This is a genomic window from Wolbachia endosymbiont of Drosophila simulans wHa, from assembly GCF_000376605.1.
In the GTDB taxonomy this organism is placed as follows: Bacteria; Pseudomonadota; Alphaproteobacteria; order Rickettsiales; family Anaplasmataceae; genus Wolbachia; species Wolbachia pipientis.
Genome location: NC_021089.1, coordinates 820,390 through 838,445, shown reverse-complemented (window position 1 = coordinate 838,445; position 18,056 = coordinate 820,390). Strand labels below are relative to the sequence as shown.

13 protein-coding genes, 1 tRNA gene and 3 pseudogenes are annotated in these 18,056 nt (G+C 35.8%); 9 read left to right on the top strand and 8 right to left on the bottom strand.

What is annotated here, in order from left to right:
• Positions 1 to 23: 23 nt before the first annotated feature.
• Together WHA_RS03785 and WHA_RS03780 are read left to right on the top strand one after the other, a co-directional pair.
• Positions 24 to 251, top strand: coding sequence for a hypothetical protein (locus WHA_RS03785; RefSeq protein WP_015589227.1), 228 nt, complete (start codon positions 24 to 26; stop codon positions 249 to 251).
• Positions 252 to 272: 21 nt separating this feature from the next.
• Positions 273 to 2,291 (top strand): hypothetical protein, encoded by a 2,019-nt coding sequence (locus WHA_RS03780; RefSeq protein WP_015589226.1) that lies wholly within the window; start codon positions 273 to 275, stop codon positions 2,289 to 2,291.
• Positions 2,292 to 2,295: 4 nt separating this feature from the next.
• Here WHA_RS03780 and terL read toward each other — a convergent pair.
• The 5 genes and pseudogenes from terL to hflK form a co-directional block, all read right to left on the bottom strand.
• Positions 2,296 to 3,706 (bottom strand): annotated as a pseudogene (gene terL / locus WHA_RS03775) (phage terminase large subunit).
• A 77-nt stretch (positions 3,707 to 3,783) separates the two neighbouring features.
• Positions 3,784 to 3,888 (bottom strand): annotated as a pseudogene (locus WHA_RS06475) (WPE palindromic element domain-containing protein); the annotation flags it as partial.
• 117 nt (positions 3,889 to 4,005) lie between these two features.
• On the bottom strand, positions 4,006 to 5,499 hold the full coding sequence (locus tag WHA_RS03770) for a DegQ family serine endoprotease (RefSeq protein WP_015589225.1): 1,494 nt from the start codon (positions 5,497 to 5,499) through the stop codon (positions 4,006 to 4,008).
• 3 nt (positions 5,500 to 5,502) lie between these two features.
• The gene (gene hflC / locus WHA_RS03765; protein ID WP_015589224.1) at positions 5,503 to 6,375 is read right to left on the bottom strand and encodes a protease modulator HflC; all 873 of its coding nucleotides are present in this window, start codon (positions 6,373 to 6,375) and stop codon (positions 5,503 to 5,505) included.
• 2 nt (positions 6,376 to 6,377) lie between these two features.
• The gene (hflK, locus tag WHA_RS03760) at positions 6,378 to 7,412 is read right to left on the bottom strand and encodes an FtsH protease activity modulator HflK (protein ID WP_006279849.1); all 1,035 of its coding nucleotides are present in this window, start codon (positions 7,410 to 7,412) and stop codon (positions 6,378 to 6,380) included.
• 453 nt (positions 7,413 to 7,865) lie between these two features.
• On the opposite strand from hflK, the gene WHA_RS07295 reads away from it, so the two are divergent.
• From WHA_RS07295 to WHA_RS03730, 5 genes and pseudogenes are all read left to right on the top strand, one after another.
• On the top strand, positions 7,866 to 9,788 hold the full coding sequence (locus WHA_RS07295; protein WP_015589222.1) for an actin-bundling T4SS effector WalE1 family protein: 1,923 nt from the start codon (positions 7,866 to 7,868) through the stop codon (positions 9,786 to 9,788).
• 252 nt (positions 9,789 to 10,040) lie between these two features.
• Positions 10,041 to 10,989 (top strand): annotated as a pseudogene (locus tag WHA_RS06470) (IS5 family transposase).
• 327 nt (positions 10,990 to 11,316) lie between these two features.
• Complete coding sequence (gene cutA, locus WHA_RS06465) at positions 11,317 to 11,652, top strand: divalent-cation tolerance protein CutA (RefSeq protein ID WP_015589221.1); 336 nt, start codon at positions 11,317 to 11,319, stop codon at positions 11,650 to 11,652.
• A tRNA-Gln gene (locus WHA_RS03735) sits at positions 11,643 to 11,717 on the top strand. The genes cutA and WHA_RS03735 overlap by 10 nt, the downstream gene beginning before the upstream one ends.
• A 135-nt stretch (positions 11,718 to 11,852) precedes the next feature.
• On the top strand, positions 11,853 to 12,311 hold the full coding sequence (locus tag WHA_RS03730) for a hypothetical protein (RefSeq protein WP_022626355.1): 459 nt from the start codon (positions 11,853 to 11,855) through the stop codon (positions 12,309 to 12,311).
• A 15-nt stretch (positions 12,312 to 12,326) separates the two neighbouring features.
• Here the strand turns inward: WHA_RS03730 and WHA_RS03725 are convergent, their stop codons facing one another.
• Together WHA_RS03725 and recG are read right to left on the bottom strand one after the other, a co-directional pair.
• Entirely contained in the window at positions 12,327 to 12,614 is a 288-nt protein-coding gene (locus WHA_RS03725; protein WP_007549783.1) for a hypothetical protein, read from the bottom strand.
• Positions 12,615 to 13,467: 853 nt separating this feature from the next.
• A complete protein-coding gene (gene recG / locus WHA_RS03720; RefSeq protein WP_015589220.1) occupies positions 13,468 to 15,489 on the bottom strand; it encodes an ATP-dependent DNA helicase RecG in 2,022 nt (673 codons plus the stop codon).
• 296 nt (positions 15,490 to 15,785) lie between these two features.
• Between recG and WHA_RS03715 the strand changes: the two genes are divergently transcribed.
• Entirely contained in the window at positions 15,786 to 16,616 is an 831-nt protein-coding gene (locus tag WHA_RS03715) for a hypothetical protein (RefSeq protein WP_015589219.1), read from the top strand.
• On the opposite strand, the gene miaA is transcribed toward WHA_RS03715, so the two are convergent.
• Positions 16,613 to 17,497 carry a tRNA (adenosine(37)-N6)-dimethylallyltransferase MiaA gene (miaA, locus tag WHA_RS03710; RefSeq protein WP_015589218.1) on the bottom strand — a complete coding sequence of 295 codons (885 nt, stop codon included), beginning with the start codon at positions 17,495 to 17,497 and terminating at the stop codon, positions 16,613 to 16,615. The two genes, WHA_RS03715 and miaA, sit on opposite strands and share 4 nt — an antisense overlap.
• A gap of 75 nt (positions 17,498 to 17,572) precedes the next feature.
• Between miaA and WHA_RS03705 the strand changes: the two genes are divergently transcribed.
• Complete coding sequence (locus WHA_RS03705) at positions 17,573 to 18,043, top strand: hypothetical protein (RefSeq protein ID WP_015589217.1); 471 nt, start codon at positions 17,573 to 17,575, stop codon at positions 18,041 to 18,043.
• Positions 18,044 to 18,056 lie beyond the last annotated feature (13 nt).

Genomic DNA, 18,056 nt, shown 5'->3' with positions numbered 1-18,056 from the left:
TATTTTTATTAACGGAGGGTATTATGGATAAAAAACAACAAGCGAGCTCTAGTTCACAAGGAGATCCTCGTTTTAAGGTAGGCTCTGGTGGGTATGATTCTGCTGCCTGGCTAAAAGCTAATCCTAGAGAAGGTGGTGGACCAGACATGCACGAGGGTCGTAGTAGGTTTGATGATTGTGGTAAGTATCCTTATACGAGGATGAGTGGTACTAAAGCTGATAAGGCTGGGAGTAAAAATAAAGAAAAGTAATATTTTGATAGGGGAGGAGTTATGACTAGTTTAGATTTTGTTAAGGAGCTGGTTAATGCATTTAACGTTAGTAATTACGGCTCTAAAGTCAACACTAATTTTGTTGTGGAGGGCGATAATATCGTCGTTAAGTTTAATTGTGGTCGGCGCTCTGCAAAGAGGTACTTATCACAGATGGCAAGAGACTTAGTAAGAGAATATTATTCTGATGAGTTTGTAGCTTGTCACGTTTTTGATCTTGAATCTTTTCCATTTCACTTTGATAAGAAATGGTTAAAGTATGACAAGAAAACAAGAATAACTAAGCTCACAGTTCCTATAGACTCTAGAGTAATTTTTAATCTCAAGGTGCACTTTGCTGAGGAATTTGAAAATGATGTCGAAGACCGAGTGATTAAGAAAATTGATGAAAAACATCATCTTGGTAAAAAACGCATTGAAGAGACTTTAAACGCAAGTATAAAGCAGGCAAAAATGGATCCGTCATCTAGTTATATAAAATGTCTGTTGTTTAATGGCCCAAATCTGCAAACGTATTTTGTGATGGCACTTCAAGCACAAATGGAGGAGCATGGTTGTAGTTATTCAGATTTCTATCATATTGATGGCAATAAGGTATATGTTAAAGATGTTGAAAATATTGGTTTCATTAGAAATATAACAGAAGCTTCTAAAAAAGAGGTGGGGTATAATTTTTACCTTCAGCACAGTGATAATTTAAAAGTGAAAGCTAAACACTACAAGGATGCTATAGGCGAGCTAATCTTTCGCTTAACTGAAATATCAATCCACAGGTATTACTATGATGAGTTTATCGATAAAGACAAGATAAGTAATGGAGATCGCTTTGCTTTTATACCTACAATCAAAGAGGGTAATATTTCAAGGTACCTAAATCGTGGTGAGGCAAATAAGATTAATGCTCAATTTGGTTATGATCTTTTGACTGATATTAAAGGTCAAACTGAAACCACACGATCAGGTAGATTTGGTGGTGTATATGCTTTTTCCAATAGACAGATTGCTCTTTTAATTCCTGTAATTATAGAAAACTCTGTAATCAATAAAGATGGTCAAATAGAGATTGATCCTGGGCTTCCTCGAACGCTATTAGCTGAAGCATCACCGACACAGGAGTTTCCCAAGCGAAGTTGTGGTGAAGGGTTAGAGAAGCATCCCAGGCAAGGATCGGAAAGAGAGGGAGGAAAAGGGGGGCTGTTTCAGTTGGTGCCGGGGAAAATAGATTCAAGTCAATCCACTGGTGATCAATCACAGCTATCTTCCGGGGAAATAGATCTAAGTCAATCCACTGGTGATCAATCACAGCTATCTTTAGGTGCTGGTGAAGGTACGCTAACAGAGGCTAATATTCAGGATCAGAAAAGATCATCATCGATTCCTTCTTTTAGAGCATGGGATAGTTCAACATTCTTAAATTCTGAAGATTCTCTAAAAGATACGGAGAACATTTGTAATGAGGAACCTGAAAAACAGCAAGTTACTGATGAAAGTGATCGAAAAAGTAGTGATGAGTATTCTGAAGCAAAGTCACAAGATAGTAAATCTCCGAAGAAACATGGGGGTGGTGTTCAAAAAATAAAAAAATTTTTCTTTTCACATTTTAAGAAGCAACATGACGTAAACCTTAAGCGACATGATGAAGGGCGTGATTTGGTGTGTTCGATATCTTCAAGTGTAAGTGCTCCTGGGGGTTCTGTAAGTAAAAAGCCACCTATTTCTAAACGACTTTCATTACCAAATAGAGTAAGAGCAGAAAATAATTCACCCTCAAAAGAGACTTCTCCTGTAAGTTCTCTAGATGGTGATCCAGGCCCGTCACAAGGTACTATTTCGGGGAAAGGGGAGGTACTACCTGTAGAGTATAGATCTGATAACTCTAGTTCTAAAAAAGTTGATAGAGATAGTGGTTTTTGTTCTATGGGTTCTCCTGATGTGCAACATAAGGGAAGTGTCTCTTCAGAGCTTAAACATCCGCAACAGGTAAAGCATACGTCAGAAGCTTTGGGGAAAGAAATTTAGGTTTTTAGATATATCTTAACCACCCAAGTGTTTTATTAGGGTTGGGACCAAAATCCCTGACCCTGAAAGCACTGGTGTTAGTTTTTCTCATCCATTGCAGATATTGCACCGTACTATCCACTTGATCATCGTAGCGAGCTTCTGGGAACATTAAAATTTCGTACTCAAAATCATTGAGCCATACCGCTTGATGCGGCAGAAAAACCCTGCCAGACTCTATCACCGGAACAATTTGATAAAATCGAGTGAGTTTGTCATTGTGTGGCACAATTTCAATAATCGGTAGATCGCTATTTGCTTTTAGCTCTTGTGTTAATTGTTGACTACTCGTTTTTGCTTCGATCAAAATTGCGTGTGGTGCCCATCTTGCAGCTAGTGACAGAACTTGCTCTTTAAGCTTTGGGTACTCAAGCTTTGCTCGATATACATCAAGTAAATAGAATTTATTATCTATTTTTGCCCAGGTGGTGCAGACGCTAAAGTCGCTGGAATCGTTTGTTGAAACTGCAGTGTCCCAGCTTTGAGTTACATGTGAGAGATTATCAGGGAAATTTTTATAGCGCTTTAGCCACTCTTGTTTTATTATACCACTTGAAAGCGGCAGGGGGTTTTGTTGATATTGAGCAGCAAAAGCGTAACTCCCGAGTTCAACTTTTATCATCTCAACTTCTTCTCTTCCTCCCTCCAGGGGATATAATAACTCATTCTCTTCTCTTGAATATAAACCTTTTTCTTGTGTTATAATTGAGTCGATTATCTCCACTTTTTCAGAAATCATTGGCAAACAAATGTGATGCCATATGTTTTTTGGCTTGGATAAGAGGTGCCCTGTTAAGTCTTCCAGGTGGAGCCTATGCATCACAAGCACAATTACTCCTTTTTTTCTATCGTTGAGTCTCGTTACTAAAGTCTGATCGAACCAGTTTGTGGCACGTTTTCTAAATGTTTCACTCAAAGCTTGAGCAGGGTTAAGCGGATCATTCACAATAATAAAGTCACCACCTTCACCGGTTAATGTTCCTCCAACTGATGTTGCGATTCTGTATCCTCTCTGTACTGTTTGGAATTTGTATTTAGTGTTCTGGTCTTTGGATAGTTCTACCTCTGGAAATAGCTTTTTATACCAATCAGATTGCATTATGCACCTGGTATCGAGCGAATGTTTTTCACTAAGCAACTTAGAATAACTTGCAACTATTATTCTTGCAGTTGCCCAGTATCCATGCGGGCCACGCAACACTCATACATATGGACTTCATTGAACGCGGAGGCATATTGAATATTATGCGCCTTACTTCGCCAGCATTCGCTGCTTCCAGCCTGTCTGCTATGACTTTTATGTACTGATAATCATTATACTCACATCCCGGCACCACTGTTTGAAAGCACAGTTCAATGAATTTTAGAAAGTTCATGTTAGACCTCCTATAGTATCACCCAAGTAACCCCTATGGTGTCATCCAAGTAGCCGACACTGGTTCCTTTATGACGGCGTCATGCAAGTAGCTGACACTGGAATCCAGTTTTTATTATACAGCTGCTCAATGTGCTCATTACAGTGAAGTTTCCAGTGTCTGGGCACTGGGATGACATCCTTTGGTTTTTTATATGGTTATGCAAGAAATCTAGTGTAGATTTTAATTTATTTTATAAGATTGAAGTGTTACAGTAGCGAGCTTACAACACTACTGTTTTGTAAATTTAGTGAATAAAATTACTTCTTTAACTTTATTGAAGCGAAAAATTGATTTCCATTGCGGTAAATGAGCAACATTATTGAATCTTTACCGTTTTTCTTTACTGCTGAATCAACTTGTTTTTGAAAATCATTAGTATTTTCTATATCGGTTCCATCTAATTGGATAATAATGTCTCCTTTTTTAATACCACGCAACGTGGCATTACTGTTACTATCTACATTGGTAACTATCACACCTTTTGTAGGTACATTATTTTTACTTTCTTTTGATTCTTTTGGCAGATTTGAAACAGTTAAACCGGTTACATAATCAGATGTTGATTTATTTTCTTCTTGATTGTTATCTTGGCCATCATTTGTAGATTCTCCGATCACAACTTTAATATTAACCTCTTTGCTCTTTCTAAGTAACTTAACTTGCACTTTTTTCTCAGGTCCAGCTCTTGAAACCATTTGAGGTAATTGTGTCATTCTATCGATTTTTTTACCGTCAAATTCTAATAATATATCACCTACTTTAATCCCACCTTTTTCTGCAGGACTATCCTTTACTATACTTGCAACCAATGCGCCTTTTATATCTTTTAAACCCAAGGACTCAGCAAATTCTTTCGTTATAGGCTGAACTTGCACACCAAGCCAACCATGTTTTATTTTTTTGCCACTTTTTAATGTGTCAATAATTGACATAGCTAAATTAGATGGTATGGCAAAACCTATACCCACATTGCCGCCAGACTCAGATGGAGAATAGATAGCAGTATTAATACCTATAACTTTTCCATTTAAATCAAATAACGGTCCTCCAGAGTTACCCCTATTAATTGCAGCATCAGTTTGAATAAATTCATTCATAGTGCCAATACTAATGTCCCTGGACCTTGCAGATATAATTCCTGTGCTTACAGAGCCACCCAAACCAAATGGGTTACCTATTGCCATAACCGTATCACCAACCCTTGCTTTATCAGAATCACCAAATGCAACAGAAGAAAGATCTTTATCAGAATTAATCTTAAGCACAGCAAGATCAGTTCTTGCATCATAGCCTAAAACTTCTGCTTTGAAATAAGTATTATCGTTCATAGTAACTGTGATATCTTTGGCGTTTTTAATAACGTGATAATTGGTTACTATAGTTCCACCTTTATCTATAATAAACCCAGAACCAAGCAACACCACCTCTTTGTTAACACTAGGGCCCCTATCCATAAAAAACTGATCAAAATGCTCAAAAAACTCTCTAAAATCATCAAAAAAATTGTTTCCTGGCATAGATGGAACTCTAGTTCTGCTGTTATTTTCTTGTTTGATGATTTGTTCGCTTGAAATATTTACAACCGCAGGAATGAGTTCTTCCACTAAATCGGCAAGTCCTTGATTACAGTTGCATGCAGTAGTGCTAGCATCAACGACCTTTTTTGCATTCCAATCAAACATATTAGCATACGAAGAAAACGCAATTAGAAAATATGCAAATATAGATAAAATAAATGCCTTACTTTTCATAAATTATTTCCATCCTTTATTTAAAATATCTAAAAAATTATTGTTTGGTGAAAGTACAAATTTAGTATTATTTTCGGCAAATGATTTACTGTAAGCGCTCATAGAGCGATAAAAGTTAAAGAACTCTTCATCAACCTTAAATGCCTCATTATAAATTCTAGTTGCTTCAGCATAACCACGGCCCCTTATTTCGTACGATTCTTTTACTGCACTGGAGATAATTTCCCTTTTTAATTTATCAGCTTTTGATCTAACTTCCTGCCCAGCTTGCTCTCCTTCTGCTCTAATTTCTTTTGCTTCTTTTTCCCTTTCAGTTTGCATACGGCGAAATATTGCAGAACTATTTTCTTCTGGTAAATCTGCTCTCTTAATTCTTACATCTATTATTTCTATGCCAAATTTTTCAGCTTCAGAATAAACTCCACGCTGAATCAATTGCATAACCTCTGATCTTTTTTCATTCAACAAGCTAATCAACGAAAATCTGCCTATATTTTCTCTTATGTGAGCTTCTATAACCGGATATAATCTTCTAACCAGACCTGATTCATTCCTCACAGCCTGGTAAAAAGTAATAGGATTCGTTATTTTATATTTTGCATACGCATCTACTATAATACGTTTTTGATCTGCAGTTATCACTTCTCTTGGAGTTTTGTCAGGACTTAAATCTAAAACTCTTTTATCAAGAAACTCTACACTATTTATGAATGGCAACTTAAAATATAAGCCACTTTCCCTAACATCCCTTACAACTTTACCCAGTTGTATAACTATTGCTTGCTTTGTTTCTTGCACAACAAATATTGAATTAGATAAAGCAATCAATAAAACAACAAATACAGAAACAAAAACAATTTTAATATTACTACTCATGGTTATTTTCCTAAATTTGTAAGAGGTAAATAAGAAAACATACCTTTCAGATCATCAGTTACAACAACTTTGTCTACCTTACTGAAAATATTTTCCATAGTTTCAAGATAAATACGATTCTTAACGAGAGAAGGATTCTGTCTATATTCCTCATAAAGAGATAAAAAGCGATTTGCATTACCTTTTGCTTCATTTATTACTTCATTTTCATATGCTTGTGCATCTAATTTTATCTTTATCGCTTCACCCTTTGCTCGAGGTATAATATCATTATTATAAGCATATGCTTCGTTTATAGTACGCTCTTTGTCTGCACGAGCACTTTGTACATCTCTAAACGAACTGATTACTTTTTCTGGTGGATCAATTTTTTTCATTTGAACAGATAAAATCTCTATACCCATTTGGTATCCATCAAGAATCTGCTGCAATAGAATTCTAGTATCTCTAGAAATTTCTGGTCTGCCTTGACCAAGTGCAAAAGAGATCGTGTTTTTACCTATTATTTCTCTCATGGCACTTTCAGCAGCATTTTTAACACTGAAACCGGGTTTGTAATCCCGCACTTTGAATAAATAGTCCTTAGCATCTCTAACGCGCCATTGAACCTCGAAGTTAACGTTGACTATATTTTCATCTCCAGTTAGCATCACGCCTTCACCGCGATCTGTATCTCGCCCATAAGAACTACTTACCCCAATTTCTTCACGATTTACTTCCTTAACGTTCACTTTAAAAACCTTGCCAATAGGGTAGGGGAAGTGATAACGCAAACCAGGTGTTTCCGTATTAGAATATTTACCAAAGGTAAGTTCTATACTTTCTTCACTAGGATGGACAATATAAAAGCCAGTGCAAGCATAGAACAGCAAAATAATGAAAATGATGAAATAAGGTTTTTTGCCCCTGTTTCTGGTTAATCCATTAAGAAAGAACCTTATATCAGATACAGCTTTACTTAAAATATCTTCATTATTAGGAGTTTTGTTCCCTACCGGTTTCTTTCCCAGATTCCAAGGATTATTATCATCAAACATAATGATTGATTCTATAATTAATACGCTAATATTACTTCTTTAATAAGAAAATGCAAACATAAATTGCTATTTTATTTACAAATTAATCATCAGGATGGAAAACATGATTGTACACTTCCTTTTCTCTATGTAATATGGTCGACTCTATGGAATTTTCTGGCTTTTTTTTGAATTCTTTGTTGTCACTCTTTAAGTGCACTACGTCTTTGTGAAAATGGGAATTATACCTAAATAGTAAAGCTATTATTATTAAAGTTATAACAGCCAAAAAGATGAGTGTTCTTTTTCTATACTTCATAAATGCTGCAGCTTCTTGACCTAATTTTCTATGTTACCACAAAACACGTCAAGCGAAATTATTTGAAGACAAATAAATACTGGCAATCAATTTAACACTAACTTAAGAATCAAGGAATACAATTATAATATATTTAATTAATAGTGAGGTTTAAAATGTTACATAATGAAAAAAATTCAAATTCTGTTGGAACTCAACAAAACCAACCAGAAGATAGTTTTGATTTGAATAAAACGATGCAAAATCTACCAAATTCAGATATTGCTAATGATCCCAAGAAGCTAAAAGAAAGAATTACTGACCTGTTAAAAGGGGATACAGAATTCTCTAAGATGAAACAAGGAGATAAGATTCTTGTAGTAAGTGCAGCAAGTGGATTATTTACGGCAGTACTACCACTTTTGGCAGTTGGTGCAACACTTGCTATACCAGGTGCTATAGTTGGTCTTGCTTTATATTTCGCTGTAAAAGTCGCTGTAAAAACAGTTCAATCTGGATATAAAGGGCTCAAGTGGTCAGCAGAAAAAACAGTTGATGGGGCAAAATATACTGCTGGGAAAGTTAAGGACGCATCAACATATGCTGCCGGAAAAGTTAGAGATGGTGCTGTGCATGTTAAAGATAAGGTGAAAGAAGGTTATGAACATTCAGTAGATTCACTGAAAAAAGGCGCTAGTTTTGTAGGCGAAGGAGTGGCAAATAAATTCCATAAGGCATCTGGTGAGACGGACTATTTAGATAAGGTAAAAAGGTTTACTCCAGATGCAATTAAGAAATCTGACGAAATAAGAAATGATATGAAAGCAATTTTTGCTGATAAAGGAAATAATTCTGGGTTAGTGAAAAATGTACTTTCTGGAATATCGTCAGAAATTGATTTAAAAATGGCAGAGAAGGCAAAATCAGGGGAGATTGAACATACTTCTGGATGGCAAGTACAGAAAGAATTCATTAATAATTTAAATGAAAAAAGCTTGCATAACTTGTTAACACAAAGGTCATTACCTAAAGGTAGTTATTTCATCGACAGTGTTTTCTCTGAACATTACGATGAAATTAAGAAGGTTATTAAAGAATGTAGAGAAAATCATTTGTACTCAAGCGTAAGCAATATGTTTGACAGAGCAGAGAAAAAAGCTAACAGGCCTTCTGTCAAAAGTTTAACTAGGTCTGTGTCATCATCATTCTCTTCACTGGGAAGAAAAGGCTCTGAACAATCTAACAGCTTGTCAAAAAGCAATTCACTAAATTCTGTAAAGACTGACAGTACTGTTAGCAGCGAAGCGGAATTGTTAAATCCTGCGGAGCATAAAGAAGTAAAAGCACCTTCTTCACTTTGGGATAGGGTTTCATCACCTTTCAAAAGTGGCAAAAAGTCAGAAAAAACTTCTGAAGTTAAATATCAAGTTCTTTCTGAATCAGACACGTTGCCTAGAAAAATAGGAAATAGAACTTTTTACGTTGATACTCCTACTCCAATTGAGAATACTAATAAAACTGCAACAATAGGAGGAAGACCAGGAGTTGCACGACGTAATAGTACTAGCAACCTTACTAGGGTAGGAACTCCAGAAGTACCAACTAGAAGCGCCTCATTGACTAACTTAAATGGACAAAGTTCTTTCAGTGAAGATGTTCTCAGTGATCCTAAAGTAAACCAATATCTTGGTAATTCGAATAAAGGAACTCTAACTCGCAGTAATTCTTTTGATAGTGCAAGAGGTTCATCTGGTCCTTCTACACCAACAAGCTCATTAGAAAGATTGGAACAATCTTTCAGTAAAGATGAAGTTGGGGCAGCAATGGAGAAAAACTTAAAAGAATTTAGTTTAAGTGCTAAAACTGAATCTACATTACACAATTCTTTTAGTAATCGTAATGGTTCTGATAGTGGATTCAATTCACCAACTTCTTCTCCAACACATACAATGTTTACTGAAAATGGCAAGGCAAAAACCCAAGCTGACTTAAGAAAGACAGGTCATCTGGACAAACTGGTGGGACAGCCTTCTACGAAAGTAGCTGTTGACACTGACGTTCAACAGCAAGCTGCACAAACAGCTGTGAAAACGAACTAAACAAAGCTATCCACCTTCTCCAAAAGGATGTTACTCAATGAGTAACATCCTTTTTTGTTTTTAAATTATAGAAAAATCCTAGATCCCAGCGGTATGCGTACAACCGTATGAACATTGTGATTTCTCTGCTAGGAAAGGTGTCATCCGAGTAGCTGACACTGGGATGGCTTTGTTGCATCGCTCAAGTGAAAAGAACTGGCAGTTACTGACAAAATTCATTATAAATAGCCATTTAACTGTTGAAGAAAAAATATGCCACAAAAAATGAGAGTCAGTAACTGCCATGAATATAACAAATTTCTCCAAGAAAGAGGAAGCATTTTTTGTTATATCAATGACGCCATAGAAAATTGGTACGAGAATTGTCCAAAAATGCAGGGCGGCAACTATATTTATAGTGATAAAGTTGTGATTTTGGTGCATATAATCGTCAGTTTCTTTAGAATTGGTTTAAGACAAACAGTCGGGTTTATAAAAGGGTATTTGCAACAAATAGGAAGAGATTTGGCAGTTATCAGCTATTCACAAGCATCAAGAAGGTTTAAGAAACTTAATATTAAGATAAATGATTGCAGAAAATAATATGGAAGATATCGAAATTGCTATAGACAGTACAGGAATTAGTATATACAACAACACTCCTGGTCACAGCAAGGAAAATAGCACTGACAGAAAATATCGTGGCTATGAGCAAACGAGAAAATTGCACGTAATGTTGAATATAAACAACAAAAAAGCCATAGCTGTAAAATACAGTAACGGTGTCTACTCTGATCACTATGGAGCTTGTGATTTGCTAAAAGAAGTTGATTTTCAGCATGCCATAAAAGCACTATATGCAGATAGAGCATGTGATAGGCACAAGTTTTATAAGTTGTGTAATGAATATGATATAAAGACAAAAATTCCACCAATAAACAATGCGGCAGAACATCCAGAAATAGATTATATGTCTGACAGGAATGCTGCTATTAGGTTAATAAAATTATACGGTGAAGATGGCATGAAAGAATGGAAAAAAGAAGTAAATTATGGGAAAAGATCTTATATTGAAGGGTTTTTCTCAAGATTAAAGCAAATATTCGGATTTAGTTTTAGGAATAAATCTGAGATAAATCGAGAAAAAGAACTGCTAATCAAATGCTATTTGCTTAATAAATTCACTGATATTGGTATGGCTAAATTTGAGATAGTTACATGAATTTACCATAAATCACCATCTCATAAAGTGTGATGCAACAAAGCCCACTTGGATCCAGGAAAGTTTGCTTGTTTACAAGCAAACTAGCATAGAAAGTGGTTACAACGTTTTCGATGAGATTATATGGAAAACTGGATTCCAGTGTCAAGCACTGGAATGACATCACAGGGGCACTGGGATGACACCTTTACGTTTGAGGCAAACTAGCTATAACACTTAACATACTACCTTTGCAAACAAATGTTCATACAGTACGCGCTGGCGTTATTTTCTCTTGATGAATAAACCTCGGTAGAGTATAGTAGCAGTGCGTTTATATAGATTCTAATGAGTAGTTTAGTTTTGATTTATACAACTTTTTCAAATTTTGAAGAAGCTAAAACTATTTCTGAAGAATTGTTAAACGAGAAATTAATTGTATGTGTAAATATATTTCCCGAAGTGAATTCTCTGTATTTATGGGAAGGTAAAATTAGTAATAGTTGTGAAGTAGTAGCAATTATGAAAAGCAAAAATGATCAAGTTGATAAAATTGTAGAAAAAATTGAAGCAATGCATTCTTATGATCAGCCAGCTATTGCTGTGATGCCCATAGAAAAAGCAAATAAATCTTTTACTAATTGGGCTAATAGTGTTATTGATGTAAGTAGTATTGGGGTGTAGCCAAGTGGTAAGGCAGCGGTTTTTGATACCGCCACGCGAAGGTTCGAATCCTTCCACCCCAGCCATGTTGAAGTGGGTGTGAAATGATATCACTTTTCTATAAATTAAGATTATTGAATTATATATTAGGTAGTCTAAAAGATATAATTGTGAAACTGTTTCTCTTCACAATGTATCTTTACACATTCAGCATTGTGCTCATGTTTCTCAGCAATGGTTTTTGGTATGCTGTAGAATTTTGCTCTTTCAAAAATGCGTTTTACCGTTTGTTTCAATATTGCAAGTGGTATTATGAAAATAGGGAAGACCTCGGTTACGGAATTTCTATTCGAATATTAGTGGCGTTTCTTACTCCGCATTTTCTCTATAAATTATTACTTGGCACAGGCTGGAAGTCCTTTTTAAAGGAAAAGATAATACAGATACTCAACACAAGAAGAAAAAAGGGTAGTGAGTTCAGTAACAGTAGCAAACCAAGTGGCAGTAGTTATAGTGATAAGAATAATTACAGCAATAACAGTGGTAACAATGAGCGTCAAGCTCAAGATGCAAAGCGAAAAGTAAACATGATAAAGCAGCTATTAATCAAAGATATAGAGGCAACTATAGATAGGAGATTGAATTATATTTTTTTCGGTAAAAGGAGTAAACCTCATTAAGTATATAAAAAGGCTTTATCTAGTAAGGCTTTTTAAGGTTGGCTGTATTTTATTTTTTACGTATACCGGATCACAATCAGCCAATATACATGTGTGCACAAAATCTTGACTAAAGTCTGATAGCCAAGAAATTGCCTTACGTTTTTCTACCAAGCTTTCTGTTTTTTTGCAGTGACTTGCTGCATCAATCATTGCCTGCGCTATTACTGATTTCCACAGCAAATAATACCTTTGTATATCATCTGACGTACTATTTGTTTCATAGTGGTTAAAAAATTCTTTAAAATTGAAGTTGTTTGACATAATGATACCTCTTTGGATTGAAATTTGAAATGATTTGAGTTTATGTCGCCACAGCAGATTCCGCTAACAAGCAGCGGGATAACGAATTACTTAACCGTCATTACACCGTCATACCGCGATTCATTCGCGGTATCTCAGCCGCTAACAAGAGATCCCGCTAACAAGCAGCGGGATGACGAATTACTTAACCGTCATTACACCGTCATACCGCGATTCATTCGCGGTATCTCTTAGCCGCTAACAAGTAGCGGGATGACGAGCTTATCGTCATGCCACTGCGAACCGTCATACCGCCACGAACCGTCATACCGCCGCGGTATCTCATCAGCTAACAAGCAGCGGGATGACGGTTGTCGTTTAGCCATAAACATTAAGAAATTTACCAAATAAAAAAAAGGCAAAAGAAGCCCTGGGGTTATTATCCGCTTTAAAATATTGGCGTTTTTTATGTTTTAAACGCTTGACAAGCGAGATTCAGCCGCTTTTAATTGCAACTAACTTACGCTGCAAATGTTTAAGAAATTTACTAAGCAGAAAAAAAGACAAAGAATCCCCAAGTTAGCTAGTCTTTTACTATCTCTGTTGAGTATTGGCATTTTTTGATGTCTTGTAACGCTTTATAAGCGCGTTCAGCTTATTTAGATAAAAATCTAGATGTGGATGAAGTTTTGTAAAGACATACAGTATCTATATACTGCAAAAAATTGAACATAAGACGCCGATACATTAAGTAATCCTTACCTTTTAATCTGCAGATTGGCGAAAGCAAATACAATAGCTTCAGTTTCATGATAAGGGGGCTGGCGAGGTTTGTCAAGGAAGTTTTTTTGTTTCTGCGGGCTACCTGGTTTTTCTACTGAAATTTTGAAAAATGTAATCTACTCCTATATTCAAATATATCAAGCAGTAATTCAAAATCAGCCATTGCGCCTTTTGCGTTATTATACGCGAGATTGAGCAGCTCTTTGTCCTGATATAAATCAGCAAATTTAAATTCCATACATCCTGATTGTTTTGTGCCTAAAATATCTCCACTGCCTCTTAGCATCATATCCCTTTCAGCAATGTAAAATCCATCTTGTGACTCACACATGATCTTTAACTTTGAAGATGAGCTTTTACTTAAATTATCGTATAATAATACACAAAAAGATGGCTTGTTTCCTCGCCCTACTCTGCCTCTTAACTGATGCAATTGTGATAACCCAAATTGCTCTGCATTTTCTATAATCATGATGGTTGCATCTGGCACATCTATACCAACTTCTATCACAGTGGTTGCAACAAGCAGAGAAAATTCATTCCTTTTGAAGGAAAACATAACTTGATCTTTCTGCTCCTGAGTCAATTTTCCGTGTATTATCCCGACTTTATCAAGAAATGTTTTTTGTAATTCCTGAAAACGCATCTCTGCTGCAGCAATATTGGTCTCTTCGTTTTCTTCTATATATGGACAAATCCAATATGCTTTTTCGCCCCTGTTTATAGCACCTTTTAGCTTTTCAATAACATCTGGCACCCTACTAATGTTCATAGTTACAGTTTTTATTGGCAATCTGGATTTTGGTTTTTCTTTCAAAATTGAACATTCAACGTCACCATACATAGCTTGCTGCAAAGTTCTTGGAATGGGAGTTGCAGTAACGAAAAGTATATCGGCATTTTCTCCTTTTCCTACCAAGCGATTTCTCTGCATCACTCCAAATCGCTGTTGCTCGTCTATGACTGCAAGCCCTAAATTTTTAAATGTAACGTTAGCTTGAAATAGTGCATGAGTGCCAATCACTATATTTAAAACACCACTTGCAAGTTCGTTCATGATAATCTTTCTTTCCTTGCGCGAAGTTTTACCAGTAAGCAGCGCAACTTTTATATCGGTACAGGATAAAACTTCCTCAATCCAATTATAATGTTGCTCCGCCAAGATAGTAGTCGGTGCCATTAGAGCTGCCTGCATGTTGTTTTCTACCACATTTATCATTGCAAAAAGTGCAACTACGGTTTTGCCACTACCAACATCACCTTGCAGCAAGCTTATCATGCGATACTTGGATTTTTGTCTCTCTGAGATCTCATCTATTGCACGAGTTTGATCATTTGTTAATTGAAACGACAATTCATTTAAAACTTGCTCTTTGTATTTACTCAATATTATAAATTCTCTTCCCCTTTCTTTCACATGATTTTTTCTTGCAAGTTTCAGCGCTAGCTGATACGCAAACAATTCATCATAAGCAAGCCTTTTTCTACAAACCTCAGCTTCCACCAATGAGCTTGGTCTGTGCAACTTTATGATGCTTTCCCTCCAACTTAACCATTTTTTTTGCTTGATTAATGTATCATCTATCCACTCTGGTAAATCAGGCAATTCCTTTAGATTAGAGCTTATTATGTTCCCAATGCGCTTATTGGTAATGCCACGGCATAATTGGTAAACTGGCTCTATGCAAGCTATTTTTTTAAATTGGTTGATGTCAAGCGACACGTAATCTGGATGAGTAATTTGCCAATGTTCAGCAAATTTTTCGAGTTTGCCACTGATGATCACATTCGCTCCAATTGGAAATAGTTTATATAAATACTTAACTGAGTAATTAAAAAAGACTATGAATATATACTGACTCTCACTTTCAACGACTATTTTATATGGTCTACCTCTAAAAGTGGGCGACTGATGCTCATAAACTTTTGCAATGAAAGTTGTAAATTCTCCAACTCGAGCATCAGATAGTAACTTGCTTCTATCCACATAACTAAGTGGCTTATAAAACAGCAGATCCACCACCTTGTCCCCACCACAAAGTTTAGGCAATATTGCGGAATGGAACTTAGGTATATTCTCCAGCCTGCTATTTAGAAAAATCTGATTGCTCATTGAGATTCATACATGTGTAAAACTGTTATAGAGCCTTTTTAAAATCTTGTCACCTTATGGTCAGGTATGCACTATAGCTAGCACAGCTCTCTAACGTTATACCGCGATTCATTCGCGGTATCTCAGCCGCTAACACGTAACGGAATGACGAATTTGTTGTTTTTAAAGTCATCGGTAAGCCTAAGTTACCCCTAACTATATTTGCTATCATAGGGCTTATAGTAGGTATTTTATTAACTTATTAATCATTTTTATGTATTATTATACTATCAGCAGTCTATATCAAGGTATTCATAATGAGTAGCTCTATATCAGAAGAAAAGGAAAATCCAGTAGTTACATTAAGAGCTCAAGCAGAAAAGTTTGGTTTTAGCAAGTTAAGAGCTGGTAAAGACAATGCTGAAGCGAATTCTGGTAATACAGCGTTCTTAGATTTTCAGAGAATGGATTTTGTTATTAACGGCAAAAGTATAAGTAGAGATTTGATTGCCGAGCTATACAAAGAACATGATAGTTTACTGCCAAAAAGTGAAGGTAAAAATGAAGACTACCGCCCATTTGCAAGAAAAGTTTTTAAGGAGATGTTCAAATACGCTAAGGCAGAAGTTCCAAGTGACTCTATCTTGGAAGAATTAGTTATCAATTGTAATCAAGCAGGATATGAAGCTGGTGTACATATAGAGTTTCAAGGTGCACTTAGCCAGCATTCATTCATAATAGAAAGACCTGAAAAAGTGATAAGTATTGACTGTGTTAGCCAAAATAATGTGAGTGTTAAATCTGATATGACATTACCAATATTTTTCCAAAGGAGCGACGGTACATTCGGTGACAAGGTGTGTGATCTATCCAGCTCACTAGAATTCACGCTTAAGTCTCAAGATGATAAAAATGTAACATACACAAATGGTAACTTGTCACTTACTGTTCCTGAGAGACTGAAGGACTATAATATAGGTGATAAAAGCTTATTTGACATTATAAAAGAATACTTTCAGAAATTGTGCGAGAGGCTTGGATTTTTTAAAATAAAAATAGAGCATGGTTTAGGCGATCCACTAGAAGTAAGCGACCATCTGGAAAATATGGAACCCCCTATTCGTAGTAATGAGCACGGCCTGAATTAAAATATCTTGAGCTTGTTTGCACAATCAATCACTTCAGCATTTAGAAATTGTTTTTTAAACCAGGTATACTGACGTTTCGCGTAGTGTCTTGTGTTTGTTTGAGCAATTTGTATCGCTTCGTCTAAAGTAATCTCACCTTTCAAGTACTTTATAATTTCTGGCACTCCGTGTGCTTTCATAGCTGGCAAATGTGGGGCTAGGTTCATGCTAAGTAGCTTTTTTACTTCATCAATTGCTCCATTTTCAATCATTGTAATGAAACGAGAATTTATTTTTCGGTATACATCTTCACGTTTAGGCAGAATTGTATATATCTTAAAATTATTGAATAAAGGAGGCTGTCTATTCTCTTGCCATACAAAAATTGACTTGCCAGTTTCAGTGATAACTTCAAGTGTCCTTGAAAGGCGGTGCGAGTCATTCATGAACACTTTACCTTGAATCCTTGGATCTTTGCTTAGCGCTAATTTGTAAAACTCCTCTTTACTTAAATTTTTCCTGAGCTCACTTACGTTTTTTCTCACTTTCTGACTTATTTGTGGCATTGATGATAAGCCTTTGATTAAACTGCTGATGTAAAGCCCGCTTCCTCCAGTGATGATAGGTATTTGAGCATTTTCTAATGCGTGATTAACTTCTTTTTCTAAATCTTCTAACCATAGACCCACGGAATAATTTTCTTTTGCTGAAACATAACCATATAGTTTATAAAATACTTCTTGCTTTGGTGGTTGAGCAGTAATTATGGGAATTTCTTCATATACCTGCTTTGAATCACAATTTATTATACTAATATTTCCATATTTTTCTATCAGGTTATCGCATAATTCTGATTTACCTGAGGCCGTAATTCCTGTAATAATTACTATATTATTTTTCATTTATATTAATTTAATTAACATATGATAAAGTGTAGTAAAAGTTTGGATTCTACAATCTAAAGTTTGGAGATTTTTATGGCAGAAAACAACGACAATAATTCATTTACTAAGCGTTTCACAAACAGGACTCCTGGCGGTACAGGGGAAGGTTTTTCCAGTAAGTATTCGTCTCAAAACACCAAAGAACGGGCATTAGGGGAAAAAGGAAAAATTTCTGAATTAGCAGGCAAAAAAACCGAATCCAAGGAAGCTTTTTCTGAAAGTGGCGGCATAAAAAGTAAAAGCAGAACTGTCAATGAAAGATCTTTTGCTGATGCAACAAAAAGAAGTAGGTCAGATCTTGTATACTTAGTCCGTGGTAAAGATCGTGGAAAATCAGCGTGGCATTATGTGTTAGTTGATAAAGAGAAAAGAGAAATGTTTCTAGCAAAAAGCAGAACTGGCTCTATAGATGTTGCAGACTATGGAGAGATTTTGTATTCAGGATGGGGAGAGGATCCACCACAGGCAATAATTGATAAAGTCAATGAAGAGTTTGGGTTGTAGCAAATCTGCATAA

What these genes read in the sequence shown, in the direction of transcription:
- hflK (WP_006279849.1), bottom strand. Translation starts at nt 7,412, where the DNA reads ATGTTTGATGATAATAATCCTTGGAATCTGGGAAAGAAACCGGTAGGG.
- hflC (WP_015589224.1), bottom strand. Translation starts at nt 6,375, where the DNA reads ATGAGTAGTAATATTAAAATTGTTTTTGTTTCTGTATTTGTTGTTTTA.
- WHA_RS03770 (WP_015589225.1), bottom strand. Translation starts at nt 5,499, where the DNA reads ATGAAAAGTAAGGCATTTATTTTATCTATATTTGCATATTTTCTAATT.
- WHA_RS03780 (WP_015589226.1), top strand. Translation starts at nt 273, where the DNA reads ATGACTAGTTTAGATTTTGTTAAGGAGCTGGTTAATGCATTTAACGTT.
- WHA_RS07295 (WP_015589222.1), top strand. Translation starts at nt 7,866, where the DNA reads ATGTTACATAATGAAAAAAATTCAAATTCTGTTGGAACTCAACAAAAC.
- WHA_RS03705 (WP_015589217.1), top strand. Translation starts at nt 17,573, where the DNA reads ATGGCAGAAAACAACGACAATAATTCATTTACTAAGCGTTTCACAAAC.
- recG (WP_015589220.1), bottom strand. Translation starts at nt 15,489, where the DNA reads ATGAGCAATCAGATTTTTCTAAATAGCAGGCTGGAGAATATACCTAAG.
- WHA_RS03785 (WP_015589227.1), top strand. Translation starts at nt 24, where the DNA reads ATGGATAAAAAACAACAAGCGAGCTCTAGTTCACAAGGAGATCCTCGT.
- cutA (WP_015589221.1), top strand. Translation starts at nt 11,317, where the DNA reads ATGAGTAGTTTAGTTTTGATTTATACAACTTTTTCAAATTTTGAAGAA.
- miaA (WP_015589218.1), bottom strand. Translation starts at nt 17,497, where the DNA reads ATGAAAAATAATATAGTAATTATTACAGGAATTACGGCCTCAGGTAAA.
- WHA_RS03715 (WP_015589219.1), top strand. Translation starts at nt 15,786, where the DNA reads ATGAGTAGCTCTATATCAGAAGAAAAGGAAAATCCAGTAGTTACATTA.
- WHA_RS03730 (WP_022626355.1), top strand. Translation starts at nt 11,853, where the DNA reads ATGTTTCTCAGCAATGGTTTTTGGTATGCTGTAGAATTTTGCTCTTTC.
- WHA_RS03725 (WP_007549783.1), bottom strand. Translation starts at nt 12,614, where the DNA reads ATGTCAAACAACTTCAATTTTAAAGAATTTTTTAACCACTATGAAACA.